This window comes from Cnuibacter physcomitrellae, assembly GCF_014640535.1.
Classification (GTDB): domain Bacteria; phylum Actinomycetota; class Actinomycetes; order Actinomycetales; family Microbacteriaceae; genus Cnuibacter; species Cnuibacter physcomitrellae.
In genome coordinates, this window is sequence record NZ_BMHD01000001.1 from 3,489,576 (window position 1) to 3,505,181 (window position 15,606).

General features: G+C 70.5%; 16 protein-coding genes. 7 read left to right on the top strand and 9 right to left on the bottom strand.

Features of this window, described 5'->3' with window-relative positions; translation table 11 throughout:
• Positions 1-425: 425 nt before the first annotated feature.
• Entirely contained in the window at positions 426-953 is a 528-nt protein-coding gene (locus IEX69_RS16390) for a PH domain-containing protein (protein ID WP_174604397.1), read from the bottom strand.
• 112 nt (positions 954-1,065) lie between these two features.
• Here IEX69_RS16390 and IEX69_RS16395 point away from each other — a divergent pair, with 112 nt between their 5' ends.
• Positions 1,066-1,245 (top strand): hypothetical protein, encoded by a 180-nt coding sequence (locus tag IEX69_RS16395; protein ID WP_085018658.1) that lies wholly within the window; start codon positions 1,066-1,068, stop codon positions 1,243-1,245.
• A 100-nt stretch (positions 1,246-1,345) separates the two neighbouring features.
• Positions 1,346-2,803 carry a cardiolipin synthase gene (gene cls / locus IEX69_RS16400; RefSeq protein ID WP_085021334.1) on the top strand — a complete coding sequence of 486 codons (1,458 nt, stop codon included), beginning with the start codon at positions 1,346-1,348 and terminating at the stop codon, positions 2,801-2,803.
• A 16-nt stretch (positions 2,804-2,819) separates the two neighbouring features.
• Here cls and IEX69_RS16405 read toward each other — a convergent pair whose 3' ends face one another.
• Positions 2,820-3,818 carry a pirin family protein gene (locus IEX69_RS16405; protein ID WP_085018659.1) on the bottom strand — a complete coding sequence of 333 codons (999 nt, stop codon included), beginning with the start codon at positions 3,816-3,818 and terminating at the stop codon, positions 2,820-2,822.
• An 84-nt stretch (positions 3,819-3,902) separates the two neighbouring features.
• Here IEX69_RS16405 and IEX69_RS16410 point away from each other — a divergent pair, with 84 nt between their 5' ends.
• From IEX69_RS16410 to IEX69_RS16425, 4 genes are all read left to right on the top strand, one after another.
• On the top strand, positions 3,903-4,274 hold the full coding sequence (locus tag IEX69_RS16410) for a DUF5684 domain-containing protein (RefSeq protein ID WP_085018660.1): 372 nt from the start codon (positions 3,903-3,905) through the stop codon (positions 4,272-4,274).
• A gap of 102 nt (positions 4,275-4,376) precedes the next feature.
• Positions 4,377-6,899 (top strand): ATP-dependent Clp protease ATP-binding subunit, encoded by a 2,523-nt coding sequence (locus tag IEX69_RS16415; RefSeq protein ID WP_085018661.1) that lies wholly within the window; start codon positions 4,377-4,379, stop codon positions 6,897-6,899.
• A 135-nt stretch (positions 6,900-7,034) separates the two neighbouring features.
• Complete coding sequence (locus IEX69_RS16420) at positions 7,035-7,556, top strand: amino-acid N-acetyltransferase (protein WP_085018662.1); 522 nt, start codon at positions 7,035-7,037, stop codon at positions 7,554-7,556.
• Positions 7,557-7,564: 8 nt separating this feature from the next.
• A complete protein-coding gene (locus IEX69_RS16425; RefSeq protein ID WP_085018663.1) occupies positions 7,565-7,864 on the top strand; it encodes a hypothetical protein in 300 nt (99 codons plus the stop codon).
• Positions 7,865-7,924: 60 nt separating this feature from the next.
• Here IEX69_RS16425 and IEX69_RS16430 read toward each other — a convergent pair whose 3' ends face one another.
• From IEX69_RS16430 to IEX69_RS16460, 7 genes are all read right to left on the bottom strand, one after another.
• The gene (locus IEX69_RS16430; protein WP_085018664.1) at positions 7,925-8,191 is read right to left on the bottom strand and encodes a TraR/DksA family transcriptional regulator; all 267 of its coding nucleotides are present in this window, start codon (positions 8,189-8,191) and stop codon (positions 7,925-7,927) included.
• A 97-nt stretch (positions 8,192-8,288) separates the two neighbouring features.
• Positions 8,289-8,453 (bottom strand): hypothetical protein, encoded by a 165-nt coding sequence (locus IEX69_RS16435; RefSeq protein ID WP_157127092.1) that lies wholly within the window; start codon positions 8,451-8,453, stop codon positions 8,289-8,291.
• A gap of 55 nt (positions 8,454-8,508) precedes the next feature.
• Positions 8,509-9,495 carry an alpha/beta hydrolase gene (locus tag IEX69_RS16440; RefSeq protein WP_085018665.1) on the bottom strand — a complete coding sequence of 329 codons (987 nt, stop codon included), beginning with the start codon at positions 9,493-9,495 and terminating at the stop codon, positions 8,509-8,511.
• Positions 9,492-10,631, bottom strand: coding sequence for a hypothetical protein (locus IEX69_RS16445; RefSeq protein ID WP_085018666.1), 1,140 nt, complete (start codon positions 10,629-10,631; stop codon positions 9,492-9,494). The genes IEX69_RS16440 and IEX69_RS16445 overlap by 4 nt, the downstream gene beginning before the upstream one ends.
• Entirely contained in the window at positions 10,628-11,752 is a 1,125-nt protein-coding gene (locus IEX69_RS16450; protein WP_085018667.1) for a GNAT family N-acetyltransferase, read from the bottom strand. The genes IEX69_RS16445 and IEX69_RS16450 overlap by 4 nt, the downstream gene beginning before the upstream one ends.
• Positions 11,749-12,555 carry a hypothetical protein gene (locus tag IEX69_RS16455; protein ID WP_085018668.1) on the bottom strand — a complete coding sequence of 269 codons (807 nt, stop codon included), beginning with the start codon at positions 12,553-12,555 and terminating at the stop codon, positions 11,749-11,751. Before IEX69_RS16455 ends, IEX69_RS16450 begins: the two co-directional genes overlap by 4 nt.
• Positions 12,555-14,114, bottom strand: a complete 1,560-nt coding sequence (locus IEX69_RS16460; RefSeq protein ID WP_085018669.1) for a phenylacetate--CoA ligase family protein — start codon at positions 14,112-14,114, stop codon at positions 12,555-12,557. Before IEX69_RS16460 ends, IEX69_RS16455 begins: the two co-directional genes overlap by 1 nt.
• A gap of 121 nt (positions 14,115-14,235) precedes the next feature.
• Between IEX69_RS16460 and IEX69_RS16465 the strand changes: the two genes are divergently transcribed.
• The gene (locus IEX69_RS16465) at positions 14,236-15,564 is read left to right on the top strand and encodes a helix-turn-helix domain-containing protein (RefSeq protein WP_085018670.1); all 1,329 of its coding nucleotides are present in this window, start codon (positions 14,236-14,238) and stop codon (positions 15,562-15,564) included.
• Positions 15,565-15,606: the final 42 nt, after the last annotated feature.

The window sequence follows — 15,606 nt, forward strand, 5'->3', positions numbered from 1 at the left end:
TATGACGAGCCGACTATCGCATTCGACGATGACCAGATCGACGAGCCCCAGTGCATAGCCGTACCAGCAGGAGGAGAGCCTCGCAGAGCGGATGGCTGCGAGTTGAATCCGGGACGATCGATCGTCGACTCGTATCCGAAGAGCGCCCCCTGCACGCGACAAGCGGACCGGCCGACACATCTTCCATCTCAAGATGCGGCGCGTCAGCAATCCCAGCAGGATGAATGCTGTGGCTCCCCCGAAGACGACGTGGATGACAGATCCGAATCCGGAGTGAGTTACGGCATGCCGTGCTCCCCGATTTCGAGGAGCCCTCTCCTCCGGATGCCCAACGATTGCCCGCTCACGGGAGGGCCTAAGCCGATACATCGGACTGCCGAGCAGGGGTCGGGCAATCCCGAGCTTTGATCGTAACAGCGAAACGGTCACAGCAACGGGGAGCCGTGGTCTTGTAGACGACGGACACGTCTGAGCACCGCTTCGCTCACGGAGTTCACCTGTTCCATCGTCAAGCCCGGGATCGTCACGCTGCTCTGATCGGCCGCTGACTGAAGCACGAGACTTGACAATCCGAACGCTCGGCTGACTATGCCGGCTTGTATCGAGACGGTCTGAATCCGGTCGTACGGAAGCGAGGTCGTCGTTCGCGAAAAGAATCCAGAAGTGAAGTCGATCTCTGTCGCGCCGACGCGGTATCTGATCGACCGAGCGCGAAGGAGGCTTGTGATGAGTCCCATCACCGCGACCGTAGTCATGATCACGATCACGACTGCAGTCGACCTAACCAGCTCAGGAACCTGCTGGCCCTGCTCTGGTTGAAGGATCCCCGTGATGAGGAGTGCTCCGACGAGCGCAATCGCTGACCAAACGACCGTGGTGTTGATGACGATGACCGCCATGTAAATGGTGCTCGTCCGATGCCATTCGGTTTCACCTTCGCGGTTCAATCCCATGAGTTGCATCTTAGCCTTAAGCTGAGGATAGATCAGTAGTGGGGTGATTCGAGGCGTCTCGGCCGACTACGTTCGGGCAGGCGCTCAGGCGGGGTGACGTATCCTGGAGGGGATGGACTACTTCCTCGCCGCCGTGTGGTCGCTCGCGCCGACCGTGCTCCTCGGGCTGCTCTTCTGGTTCATCATGCGCAAGGTCGTGCGCGCCGACCGCGACGAGCGCCGCGCCTACAAGCGCATCGAGGCGGAGGAGCGCGCCCGTCTCGGACTCCCGCCCAAGCCCGCGGGCGAGTAGCGCGCGCGGCGCCTCCGCCGACCCGCTACGGTAGCGCTAGCGGTCCTGCACCGTGGACGAGGGGGAGCAGCGCGTGACGGTGGAGGTCTCGGGGTTCGACATGGCTGACGTCGTGCTGCTCGCGCTGCTGCTGATCGACCTCACCATCCGCATCTCGTCGGTCATCATCGTGCCGAGGAACCGCCGCCCCTCCACCGCGATCGCGTGGCTGATGGCGATCTTCTTCCTGCCCTACGTCGGCTTCCTGCTGTTCCTCCTGCTCGGGTCGTACAAGCTGCCGAAGCGCCGGCGCGACAAGCAGAAGGCGATCAACGAGTTCATCATCGAGACCACGGAGGGCATCGACCGCGTCAGCGACGACGACCCCTGGCCGCCGTGGCTGCGCTCGGTGGTCGAGCTCAACCGCAACCTCGGCGCGATGCCGCTGGTCGGCGGCAACTCCGCGACGCTGACGGGCGAGTACGACGAGGCCATCCGGCAGATGACCGCCGACGTGGCCGAGGCGCAGCGGTACGTCCACGTCGAGTTCTACATCCTCAGCTACGACAAAGTGACCAAGCCGTTCTTCGAGGCCATGGGAGCCGCGGTCAAGCGCGGCGTCACGGTGCGCGTGCTGCTCGACCACATCGCGTCGGTGCGCGCTCCAGGCCACAAGAAGACGGTGAAGATGCTCGACCGGTTGGGCGTCCGCTGGTCGTTCATGCTGCCGGTGCAGCCGCTGCAGGGCAAGTACCAGCGACCCGACCTCCGCAACCACCGGAAGCTCCTCATCATCGACAGCGAGGTCGCCTGGATGGGGTCGCAGAACATGGTCGACCGCAGCTACAACAAGCGCACCAACCTCAAGCGCGGCCTGAAGTGGCAGGACCTCATGACCCGCCTCGAGGGTCCCATCGTCGCCGGCCTCAACGCGATCTTCATCACCGACTGGTACAGCGAGACCAACGAGCTGCTGCTCCGCGAGACCCGCGCCATCACGGATGAGGTCATCGACAAGGATCCGGACGCCCTCGACATGCAGGTGGTCCCCTCCGGCCCGGGGTTCGCGGGCGAGAACAACCTGCGCCTCTTCCTGGCCCTGCTCTACAGCGCCACCGACCGCGTGGTGATCACGAGCCCGTACTTCGTCCCCGACGACGCGATGCTCTACGCGATCACCACCGCGACGCAGCGCGGTGTCTCCGTCGACCTCTTCGTGTCGGAGATCGGTGACCAGGCGCTGGTCTACCACGCCCAGCGCTCGTACTACGAGGGTCTGCTCAACGCCGGCGTGCGCATCTTCATGTACCCGGCGCCGTACATCCTGCACGCGAAGCACTTCACGATCGACGACGAGGTCGCGGTGATCGGCTCGTCGAACATGGACATGCGCTCCTTCAGCCTCAACATGGAGGTCTCGCTCATGGTGCGCGGACGCTCGTTCGTCGAGTCGATGCGCCGGGTCGAGGACGGCTACCGCGCCATCTCGAAGGAGCTCACCAAGGAGGCGTGGCACGAGCAGCCCCTCCGCTCGACGATCCTCGACAACCTCGCCCGCCTCACCTCCGCTCTCCAGTAGGGGCCGGAGCCCGCGCTCAGCGGGCGCGGGGCTTGAGGCGCACGCCGGGCAGCTCCGGCGCCGGGAGGGGTGTGCCCTCGTAGTGGTGGTCCGTGTCGCCGAAGCGGCGCCACGCGGCCCCGGCGGCGGGCGACGCGTCGAATCCCGCCTCGCGCTGCCACTCGGAGCGGTAGTCGACGACCTCGTCGTGCGACCGTCCGACGAAGTTCCACCACATGAGGATCTGCTCGCCGAGCGGCACGCCCCCGATCAGGACCACCCTGACCGGCTCGGGGCCTGCCGACAGCCGCACCGACTCGGCGCCCTGCCCGAGGAAGACGAGCTCGGTGCGCGCCGCCTCCACGCCCGAGACCGTGACGGGTCCGGCGTCGACGAGCACGCCGTGCTCGAACTCGGGCCGGAGCGGGAGCTCGACCGACCCCGCGGCCGGCAGGGTGATCTCGGCCGCGACGAGCTCGGTGAAGGTGGTGACCTCGGTCGACGCCCCCGCGAGCGAGCCGATGAAGACGCGGACGAGGGCGTCGTCGATCTCGGCGAGCACGGACGGGGTGGTCTCGAAGAACGGCTCCACCGACCGCGACTCCGACGGCAGCGCGACCCAGAGCTGAACCCCGTGCAGCGCATCCGACGCCGGCGTCGACATCTCGGAGTGGGAGATGCCGCGGCCGGCCGTCATGAGGTTGAGCTCACCCGGCCGCACGAACGCGTGCGATCCGACGCTGTCGCGATGCTCGATCTCGCCCGAGAACAGCCAGCTCACCGTCTGCAGTCCGGTGTGCGGATGCGGCGGCACGACCATCCCCCCGGTCTCCGAGACGGGGGACGGGCCGTAGTGGTCGATGAAGCACCAGGCGCCGATCAGCGTCCGCTCCCGTGAGGGGAGGGTACGGTGCACGGTCATCGCCCGGGGCCCGCCGAGCGGCACCTCCCGCGCCTCGATGATCTCCGGCCGGCGTGCGGGCGCGACCGCGGTCGCCGACCACGTGGCGTCCGGGTCCCGTTCGAGGTTGCTCACAGCCGCATCCTAGGCCCGCGGGGCCCCCTCGACGACGCGGCTAAAATCGTGGGGCACCCCCAGCACACCTCACCGGAGCCACCCTTGCGGCCAGTCACCTCCCCGGCGGTCACCTACGACCCGTCCAGCCTGTACCTCGGGCTCGCGATCGCAGCGCTGACCGTGTTCGGCATGTGGTCGGTGTTCCGCAAGACGGGCCGGCCGGGGTGGCCGGCGGTCGTGCCGTTCTACAACGTGTGGGTGCTCGCCCGGGTCGCGGGCAGGCCCGGGTGGTGGGGCATCCTCTTCGTCGTCCCCGTGCTGGGGGCCGTGCTCGGCATCATCGTGGCGCGCGACGTCGGCCGTCGGTTCGGCAAGGGACCCGCGTTCTCGTTCTTCCTGCTCTGGCTGCTCTTCTTCATCGGCTACCCGATCCTGGGCTGGAGCGACGCACGGGTCGTCCGGCCGAGCCAGTAGAGCAGTCACGCCCACGGCGAACAGGCCGCCGCAGCCCCTGGACCGCTGGTTAGTCTCTATCTCAACGGTCGTCATCCTGCCCTGGCGACCAGGGAGACAGACATGTTCGAGAGATTCACCGATCGCGCCCGTCGCGTCGTCGTCTTGGCCCAGGAAGAGGCCAAGATGCTCAATCACAACTACATCGGCACCGAGCACATCCTGCTGGGTCTCATCCACGAGGGTGAGGGCGTGGCAGCGAAGGCGCTCGAGTCGCTGAACATCTCGCTCGACGCGGTGCGCGAGCAGGTCCAGGACATCATCGGCCAGGGCCAGCAGCAGCCGACGGGTCACATCCCGTTCACGCCGCGCGCGAAGAAGGTGCTCGAGCTCAGCCTCCGCGAGGCGCTGCAGCTGGGTCACAACTACATCGGCACCGAGCACATCCTGCTCGGTCTCATCCGCGAGGGCGAGGGCGTCGCCGCCCAGGTGCTCGTGAAGCTGGGCGCCGACCTCAACCGGGTGCGCCAGCAGGTCATCCAGCTCCTCTCCGGCTACCAGGGCAAGGAGCAGGTCGCCGTCGGCGGCAACGAGGCAGCCCCCGACAAGGGGTCGCAGATCCTCGACCAGTTCGGCCGCAACCTCACGCAGGCCGCGCGCGACAACAAGCTCGACCCGGTGATCGGGCGCGAGAAGGAGATCGAGCGCGTCATGCAGATCCTGTCGCGCCGCTCCAAGAACAACCCCGTCCTGATCGGCGAGCCCGGCGTCGGCAAGACCGCCGTCGTGGAGGGTCTCGCCCAGGCGATCGTGCGCGGCGACGTGCCGGAGACGCTGAAGGACAAGCAGCTCTACACCCTCGACCTCGGCTCGCTCATCGCCGGATCCCGCTACCGCGGCGACTTCGAGGAGCGCCTGAAGAAGGTCACCAAGGAGATCCGCACCCGCGGCGACATCATCACCTTCATCGACGAGATCCACACGCTCGTCGGCGCGGGCGCTGCTGAGGGCGCGATCGACGCGGCCTCGATCCTCAAGCCGCTCCTGGCCCGTGGCGAGCTGCAGACCATCGGCGCGACCACGCTGGACGAGTACCGCAAGCACTTCGAGAAGGATGCGGCCCTCGAGCGCCGCTTCCAGCCCATCCAGGTGGCCGAGCCGAGCCTGCCCCACGCGATCAACATCCTGAAGGGCCTCCGCGACAAGTACGAGGCGTTCCACAAGGTGTCGATCACCGACGGTGCGATCGTCGCCGCGGCGAACCTCGCCGACCGCTACGTGCAGGACCGCTTCCTGCCCGACAAGGCGATCGACCTGATCGACGAGGCGGGCGCGCGTCTGCGCCTGTCGATCCTCTCCGCCCCGCCGGAGCTGCGCGAGTTCGACGAGCGGATCGCCACGGTGCGCGCCTCGAAGGAGGCCGCGATCGAGGACCAGGACTTCGAGAAGGCGGCGAGCCTGCGCGACGAGGAGAAGAACCTCCTCGGCGAGCGTCTCCGTCTCGAGAAGCAGTGGCGCTCGGGCGACATCCAGACGTCGGGCATCGTCGACGAGGGCCTGATCGCCGAGGTGCTGGCTCAGGCCACGGGCATCCCGGTGTTCAAGCTCACCGAGGAGGAGTCGTCCCGGCTCATCTTCATGGAGAAGGCGCTGCACGAGCGCGTCATCGGCCAGAACGAGGCGATCGCCGCCCTGTCGCGCACGATCCGCCGCACGCGTGCGGGCCTCAAGGACCCGAAGCGCCCCTCGGGCTCGTTCATCTTCGCCGGCCCCACCGGCGTCGGGAAGACCGAGCTCGCCAAGGCGCTCGCCGAGTTCCTGTTCGACGACGAGAACGCGCTGATCTCCCTCGACATGTCGGAGTACGGCGAGAAGCACACCGTCTCGCGGCTGTTCGGTGCCCCTCCCGGCTTCGTCGGCTTCGAGGAGGGCGGCCAGCTCACCGAGAAGGTGCGCCGGAAGCCGTTCAGCGTGGTGCTGTTCGACGAGATCGAGAAGGCCCACCCCGACATCTTCAACTCGCTGCTCCAGGTGCTGGAGGAGGGACGTCTGACGGATGGTCAGGGTCGCGTCGTCGACTTCAAGAACACCGTCATCATCATGACGACCAACCTCGGCACGAAGGACATCACGGGAGCCCCGATCGGCTTCCAGGTGTCGGGCAACGAGTCCACCTCGTACGAGCGCATGAAGGCGAAGGTCTCGGAGGAGCTGAAGAAGAACTTCAAGCCGGAGTTCCTCAACCGCGTCGACGACACCATCGTGTTCCCGCAGCTGAACCAGGAGGAGCTGCTGCAGATCGTCGATCTGTTCATCAAGCGCCTCCGCGACCGCCTGCTCGACCGCGACATGACGATCGAGCTGACGCTCGCCGCCAAGGAGCGCCTGATCAAGGTGGGCTTCGACCCGTCGCTCGGTGCGCGTCCGCTGCGTCGCGCCATGCAGCACGAGGTCGAGGACCAGCTCTCGGAGCGCATCCTGCAGGGTGAGCTCAACGCGGGCGACCACGTGCACGTCGACTTCGTCGACGGGAAGTTCACGTTCCTCACCACCTCGCGCGAGCCGCTCGCGGTGGGAGCGGGCGCCGACTCGTCGGCGTCGAACGCCGCCGCTGCGGCCGCTCTGGGCGACATCCCGAACGACTGAGCCCGAGACGGGCTTCTGGCCCGTCTCGACCACACCTGATCCGTCAGCTCCCGTGGGTCCCGGCAGGGGACACCCGCGGGAGCTGGCGGATCTCGTGCGTTCGGGGGGTGTTTCCGCGCGCATTACGCTGGTGCGATGACCACCGACATCAGGCCCGCCGTCACGGTACGGCGGGCGCGCACGAGCGACGTCCCTGCCATCCAGGCCCTCGTGGAGCCCCTGGTGCAGCGACGAATCCTGCTCGGCAAGGATGCGGTGGTCTTCTACGAGGCCGTGCAGGAGTTCCGTGTGGCTGAGGATGCGGACGGACGCTTGGTCGGATGCGGCGCGCTGCACGTGTTCTGGGAGGACCTCGGCGAGGTGCGCACCCTCGCCGTGCACGACGACTTCCGCGGTCGGGGCGTGGGGCGCATCCTCGTCGACCGGCTGGAGCAGGATGCGCTGGAGCTCGGCCTGTCGAGGCTGTTCTGCCTCACCTTCGAGGTGCCGTTCTTCGAACGGCAGGGCTACACGGCGTCGCCGCTCTCTCTCGTCGACCCCGAGGTCTACGCGGAGCTGGTCCGCTCACCCGACGAGGGTGTGGCGGAGTTCCTCGACCTCGCCCGGGTGAAGCCGAACACCCTCGGCAACACGCGCATGCTGAAGCACCTGAGGTAGGGAGCGTCATGGCCACCCAGGATCGATCCTTCAACGAGCGGATGCGCGACCGCTTCTTCGGGCGCAGGCCCGGAGCCGAGAGCGAGCCGGCTGACGAGCCCGCGGGGCTCGACGCGACCCCGCGCGGGAGCGGCGTCTCCGAGATGGGCTTCTTCGGTCGTGTGCAGCGTCCGGGCGGCTTCGACGCGCCGCCCGCCGAGCCCGTGGAGCTGGAGGGTCCGCTGCCGTGGGAGCTCGGCGGCCCGAGGGCGGAGGAGGACGGTGGCGCGGATCCGGCGCCGTCGGGCGAGGGCGACGGACGCAGCTAGGCGCCCCGCGCGCGGTGCACGATGCCGCGCCGCGCTTCGACGGCCGGCGGCTGCGGCCGCTCAGCGCCGCGAGGCGCACGGCACGCACTGCGTCGCCGTGGGCCGGACCTCGAGCCGCTCGTCGGGGATGGGAAGGCCGCAGGTCGCGCACAGGCCGTAGGTCCCCTCGTCGACTCGGAGGAACGCGGCGTCGATGTCGGCGATCCGCGCGTCGACCGCGTCGAGCTGTGAGCGCAGCCGGGCCCACTCGCCGCTGAGGGGAGCGCCGTCGGGGTCGTGCTCGTCGTCGTCGGACGACGCTCGCCGGTCGGCGAGCAGCGACTCCATCTCCGCCGCGGTCGACGCGCGGGTCGCTGCGGCCTCGCTCCGCTCGGCGCGCAGGCGCTCGAGCGGAGCGGTCAGGCCCTCGTGGGGGTGCTCGATGTCAGGCGCCGGGGGCCTCGCTGTCGGAGGGCTCCGGCTCGGCGACGAACTCGCCCAGCTTCTCCTGGAGGTCCTCGTCGAAGGAGTCGGTCTCCTCGTCGATCTCGGGGTGCTGGCCGTTGTGCTCGAACGACTCGGGCTCGAGCGGGTCGATGAAGGTGCTCATGAGGGCGACCCTACGCGAATCCGACGACACCGACCACCGGGTTCCCCCGAGCGGCTCAGGGCGCCAGCCGATCCTCGAGCCAGGCGACGAGGTCGGCCGTCGCGGTCTCGAAGATCGGGGACATGATCCGCGGGTAGGAGACCCACCCGTGCGGGGCATCGGGATACTCCGCGACGCGGACCGCGACCCCCTCGCGCTCGAGCCGATCGGTGTAGCGCCGTCCCTGATCGCGCAGCACGTCGTGCGAACCGAGCTGGACGAACGCGGGCGGCAGACCGGCCAGCGAGTCGGCCTCCTCGGGGAACGCCTCCGGGCTCGGAGCGGCGGCGACGGCGCCCTCGGCCGTGAACAGCGAGAGGAATCGCACCATGTCGGCGCGATGGAGGACCGGCGCGCCCGCGTTCTCGAGCATCGAGGCGTCGTCCACGCTCCGGGACACGACGGGGTAGATCAGCGCCTGCGCCGAGAGGACCGGGCCGCCGAGGCGCCTCGCCCGCAGCGTCACGGCCGCGGCGAGGTGGCCGCCCGCGCTGTCGCCGACGACGGCGACCCGTGCGGGGGAGGCGCCGAGCGAGGAGGCGGAGTCGACGGCCCAGAGCAGCGCATCCTCGCAGTCGTCCAGCTGCGCGGGATGCGGATGCCGGGGCGCCAGCCGGTAGTCGACCGCCACCACGACGGCGTCCAGCCGTGCCGCCAGGACGCTCGGCAGATGGTCGCACGCGTCGAGCCCGCCGAAGAGCGTCCACCCGCCACCGTGGAAGTAGAGGAGGAGCGGCCGATCGCGGTCGCCCTGCTTCGAACGCCGGTACACCCGCACCGGCACGCCGGACCCTGCGCGGGAGGTGGATCGGGTGGCGACCGCATCGGTCGCCACGACGCCTTGCACCCGGGGCCCGAACACCACGGCCTTCACCGGCGCGGGCACGTGCCGCAGCGTCTGGTTGCGGGCGATGTCGGCGTCGGTCATCGTCGCGACGTGCATCGACCGCATCCGGTCCATCAGCGCACCCCAGGCGCGCACCCGACGGGGGATGCGGCTCACCCGGTCACGTCCGTCAGGCGCGGCGACCGTGCGACGGGGCCGACCGGCTCCCCGGTGCTGAACACCGAGAGGGCGATGTCGGCGCGGCCCAACGACAGCCGACGACGGAGGATGCCGTGAGCGGCCGGGGAGTCGATCAGCTCGGAGTGCGGCGAGACCGCCATGCCCTGCACCCGGGCGTGGAGCCACAGCCTCTGCAGCACGCGCCCCGCCTCGAGCACGTTCCGCTCCGGGAGGCCGATCCGGCTGTCCATCGCCTCGGTGAGGCTGATGGTCTCGTCCACCCCGGCCGCGCGGGTGTCGGCCACGAGGACGAGGTGCTCCGGGGCGTCGGGAGGTGAGGCTGCGAGCGATCGCGCGTACGGCGGCAGCGGTGCGTCGCGGCCGAGGGACTCCGCGGTGCGGCCGATCACCCCCGCGACCGCGACGATCGGGTCGCGGAGGGCGGCACGCCGGGTCGCGGGCGCGCTCAGGCGGGCCAGCGCCGCGGGCATGGCGAGCATCGCGTCGGTCATCCCGTCGCGGTGGTACTGCGGATGCGCGGGGCTGAGCCGGAGCCAGTGCAGCAGCTCGTCGGCGACGGTCCGGCGCGAGGCGGTGAAGGCGATCCCGAGCCGGCTCAGCTGGCCCATCGCCCGGTCGTCGAGGCGGCGGAGGGAGAGCCAGCGGGGGAGGGCGAGCGTCGACAGGTCGTCGAACGCCCCGGGCCGCCCGCGGAGGCGTCCGCGGTGGACACGGCGGCGACGCACGTCGTCGGGGGTGAAGGGGGTCGCGTACGGCTTCGCCCGGGTCGACGCCGACGGCGCCGTGATCCGCAGCACGGGGGCGGCGGGGTCTGCGGGCCCGGTGACCGGAAGCTCGTCGAGGTGCTCGAGCGCAGGGAGCGGCTCGACCACCACGCGCCGGCCGAGGGCCGCGGCGCCGATCGCGAACGACTCCACCCAGGCGCCGAGGGACAGCACGAGGTCGCGGAAGGTGGGGTCGCCGGCGGGCAGCGTGCGGCTCGGGATCACCGACACCTCGACGGCCCCGCGCACGAGGCGCGGGCTCCACGGTTGCGTGTTGTGGGCCGAGGGCGCGCGGCTCGCCAGCAGGACGAGCTCGCGGAGGGTCTCGGTCGAGGGTGCGGGGCTCACAGGTCGTCCTCCGGGATGATCGGCTTCCGATAGAACGTGTACCCGTGCAGCGGGCGGCCGCCGAAGCGGCGGAACTGGGCGGTCGACCCGGGGTTGTCGCGGCCGACGTAGGTGCTCCGGAGCCTCCGGTAACCGGCCTGCGCGAGGTTCGCCTGCAGCTGTCGGCTGAGCAGCGTGAGGATGCCACGGCCCTGACGATCGGGGTGCGTGCCCTGGATCACCAGGATCGCCTCGGACCGGTAGCGGCGGCGGGAGGCCAGGAGCCGGAGCCCGGCGGTGACGCCCAACCGTCCCTCGATCTCCTGCACGAATCGCGTGATGTCGGGCACCGCGAGGATGAACGACACGAGCTCACCGGTCTCGGCGTCGCGGGCGAGGGGCAGCAGCCGCTCGTCGATCAGGTGGCCGAGCCCGTCGGTGGCCGCCGCCAGCTCGGCGGCGGTGATCTCGGTGAAGTACGGCAGCGCCGCGAAGGACGCGTTGAGGACCGTCCGCAGCTCGGGCAGGAGCTCGTCGACCTTCGAGGCCGCGCCGTAGTCCAGCCGCACCCCCGCCGCGTCCCACTCGGCGGGGGAGGGGGCGCCGTCCACCTCGGGACGCGCGGCGGAGGTCTCGACGACCCAGGTGTCCGACTCGCCCCAGCGCTCGAACCCCGCGTCCTCGTACACGCTCGGCACCCACTCCGGGTTCCAGGCGGAGTCCACGAACCCGCGCTCCTCGAACCCCGAGGTGATGACCCCGCCGGCCTGGTTGGGCAGCAGCGACACCGGTCCGAAGAGCTGCCGTCGTCCGCTGCGCGAGCCGAGCTCGTCCAGGTGCGCGAGCAGGAAGCGGGCGGCGGCGGCATCAGCGAAGTCGGTGGCGCCGAACAGCAGGCTGGGCTGCCCGAGACGCTCGTCCAGACGGGCGTCGGTGTGCACGGTGGTGCGGCCGATCACGTCGCCCGCGGAGTCTCTGAGGACGAGCAGGCGGATGGGCTCCGGATGCGGGCTGTGCCCGTTCCACCACGACCGCACCGTCGACTCGAGCAGCGGCACGGCGAGGTCGCGGGGATGCACGCGGGAGGTGAGGCGCTGGAACTCGTCCAGCTCCGTCCTGGTCTCGACCGTGTGGATCCTCATCGCGGACCCTCCGCGCCGGATCCGCCCTCGACGCTCTCCTCCGCGACGTGGAGACGGATGTACCCGCCCGTCCCGTTCCGCCGGTCCCGGGTGATCCACTGCATGAGCAGGCGATGCGCGGGCAGACGCGCGAACCCGAGGAGGTCGTCGCGGGTGCGGAAGAAGGCGAGGGTCCCGAGGGTGAACGGCGGCTCCCAGTACACGCGGTGCCAGACGTACCCGGTCAGGCCCTGCATCCGCGCCACCATGGGGTACCAGGTGCGCGACAGCACCCGCAGGGCGCGGGGGCCGCGGTAGCGGGTGGCCCCGATGAACATCGCGGAGGCCTCGGTGAGGGGCGTCGACTCGAGCCGCTGCCGTCGGTCCGGGTCCGCGACGCCCGACGGACGGCGACGAGCCCGGGCGAGATCCACAGGGCGCGCGACGAGCGGAGGCTCGCGGTGCGCCGCCGTCTCGGCGCTCGTCGGGGTGAAGCGGTCGATGTGCCGCATGACGTCGCCCTCCGCACGCCAGACCCCGTTGCTGTAGCCCGACCGCTCGGCGACGAGCACCCGGCTCGACCATCCGGCATCGAGCCCGTCGGTGAAGGCGGCGGCCTGCTGCGGTGTGCGGAAGCACGCGATCACCCCGTGCCTCCGGCGACGGCGGATGCGCGCCAGCCACACGAACCCCTCGGCGCGCCTGGCGGCCCGCGCGACGGCGCCGGGTGAGACGTGCACCCCCTCGACCTTCCCGGCCTCGACCAGGGCCATCGCCTCGGCGCGCGCCTGGCGCGGGGCCCTCGAGAAGTCGACGGTGCGCATCAGCCGCGGTCCTCGGCGGCGACGAGGTAGACGTTCTTGATCTTCGACGTCCCGCCCGCGAAGACCCCGGTGCCGTAGTCGTGCACCTCGACCCGGACATCGGAGGCCGTCGGATCCTCCTCGAGCGACTGCGCGACGTCGCGCGAGACACGCGCGAGGTGGGTGAGCACCCCGGCGGCCGACCGCGCGCGGAGGTCGTCGCGCTCCGTCGCCGAGAGGGCCGCGCCCTTCCGGAGCTGCAGGTGGATCACCGGCCGCTGCTCGTGGTCGCCGATGTCGAGGAGGCTGAGCCGGAAGGACTCGATGTGCGAGGCGTGCGGGTTGTCGAGGTAGAGCCCGTTCTCGACGTCGAGCGGGTAGATGTTGGCGCCCATGTACGAGATGGTCGAGTCCTTGCGCCCGAACAGCATCACGAACGGCAGCTTCATCCGCTGGGTCGCGAAGGCCCGCTCGAAGGCGAAGGCGAGACGCGGATAGCGCGCGACGTGCGCCTGCATCTCGGGGAAGGTGACGATCCGGGCCTCGTCGCCGATGTCGTAGCGGAGCTTCGGGCTCATGATCGCGGTCGAGTTGAGCGTGACGAGCAGCTCGCCCTCGGCCGTGGTCTCGAGGTACGTCTCGAGCGGGTTGTACTGGAAGATCATCGGCGTGCGCTGCTCGTCGTCTCCCAGGACGTCGCGGCGGAGGTCGGCGTGCGAGACCAGCGCCCGCCGCAGCCACACCGACAGGTCGCTCTCCCCGGCCATCCCGATGGTCAGGTCGGAGGCGCCGTAGCCCGAGTAGACGCGGGTGAAGCGGTCCTCGATGTAGTCGCGGAGCGCCTCCGTGAGCGCCTCGCCGCCGACGAAGCCGTTGAGGTCGTGGGCGTCCCAGTCGAAGCCGTCGGCGTCGAGCCGGTCGCGCAGGTGCTTGAGGAAGGGCGGGTACGCACTGATCAGATAGGTGTACCGCGGACCGAAGTGCCGGATGGTGTCGACGATCTTGTCGATGTCCGGTCCGGTGTTCTTCACCATCGCGATCTTCGACATCGCGAGCCCCGTGTTGGTGCCGGTCGCCCAGGCGCCCATCGAGAACGCGTTGATGCAGAACAGGCGCCGAGTCCCGAAGAGCAGCGTCACGTAACCCGCGACGTTCTTGTGCACGGTGTCGAGCTCGCACTTGGACCGCATCCAGTTGTAGGGGGTGCCGCTCGACCCGCTCGACTCGTCGACCACCGTGCCCACGGTCACGATCTCGCCGTGCCAGCACCGCTCCTCCTCGTCGTAGCGGTCGACGTACTCGTGCTTCGACGTGGGGCGGTAGTTGCGGAGGCTCCACCAGCGGAACGAGAAGCCCGACTCGTTGAGGTACGCGCGGTACGCGGGCACGTCGACGTACGCGCGCTGGCACACCATCCAGGCGTTCAGCCGGGCGAAGGCCTCGAGCGCGGGGTGGTAGTGACGGGCGGTGAACCGCCAGAGCGCCGGATGCAGGCGGTACACGCCGTAGATCGCCGTGACCAGCGCGGTGGCGAGGCGGAGCGCCGCGCGCTGCGCCGCCTTCGTCGTCCTGCTCGGCATGATGTGACTCCTGCTCGATCCCCCGGGTCATCTCAGTCTGCCTCACCGGGCTCGGCTGAGCGATACTGGAGGCGGGCCGTGACCGGCCCTCGCCCGGCGATCGACGTGGATCGGAGAAGCGATGGACTCCAGCCAGTGGCTCGCGCTGCCCGAGCGCCGCCCCGTGGCTCGTCCGCGCGCGGTGGTGGTCGAGTCGTGGGACAGGGCTCGGCGTCGGCACCTCGACCCGGAGCGTCTGCTGCCGGACCTCGAGGTCGCCGAGGACACGCTCGTCGACGTGCGCACCGGACACCCGCTCGCCGCGGTGCTCCCGGTGATCCGCCGGCTGCTCGTGCAGGACGCCGAGGGTTCCGGGCTGTTGGTCGCGGTCGGCGACGAGCACGGCCGTCTCCTCTGGGTCGAGGGCGACCCGGATGCGCGGCGCCGGGCCGAGGAGATGCGATTCGTCGCGGGGGCGGGCTGGGCGGAGGACCGGGTCGGCACCTCGGCGCCCGGGACGGCCCTCGCGCTGGACCACGGCATCCAGATCCACGACGACGAGCACTTCAACCGGCTCGTGCACGGCTGGAGCTGCACGGCCGTGCCGGTGCACGACCCGGAGACCCGGCGCATCCTGGGTGTCATCGACATCACGGGGGACGAGCGCGCCGTCGACCCGCACACCCTGCCGCTGATGGAGGCGACGGCGGCCGCCGCCGAGGCGGAGCTGCTCGTGATGCGGCTGCGGCAGCGTGCGGCCGCGGCGCCCGGCGCGGCCGTGGCGATCCCGCTCGGGCCGACGACGGCGTCGGGGACCGTCTCCGCGCCGGCCGGGAGCGCCGTCGACCGGGCGCGCACGGCGTCGCGCCGAGACACCCGCGGCCGGGAGGTGCTGCACGTGCTCGGGCGCGACACCGGCGAGCTCGAGCTGCCCGACGGCGGATCGGTGGAGCTGAGCGCCCGTCATGCCGAGATCGTCACCCTGCTGGCCTGGCACCGGGAGGGCTTCGCCGCCGACCTCCTCTGCGATCTCGTCTACGGGGAGGGCGGCTCGGCCGTCACGCTCCGTGCGGAGATCGTCCGTCTGCGGCGAGCGCTCGAGCCGACCGGGATCGAGCTCGCCTCGCGTCCCTATCGCCTGGAGGGCGCCCTCGAGCTCGACCTCCACCGGGTCGTCTCGCTCCTCGATCGCGGCGCGCACAGGGTGGCGCTCGCCGGATACCTCGGGGGCCCGCTGCCCGGATCCGACGCACCCGGAGTGGCCGAGATCCGTGCCGACGTCACCGCGCGGATGCGGGAGGCCCTCCTCGCCGCCGCTTCGCCCGACGTGCTGCTGGCCTACACCGCGACCCGCGAGGGCGCCGACGACGTCGAGGTGCTGCGCGAGCTGCTGCGCGTGCTCCCCCCGCGCTCCCCGCGGCGGGCTGCACTCGTCGCGCGGTTGGAGCAGCTGGAACGCAGCGAGCCCTGAGCCCGCACCCAGCCGCCGCCAGGGAGCCGATGCGAGACTGCG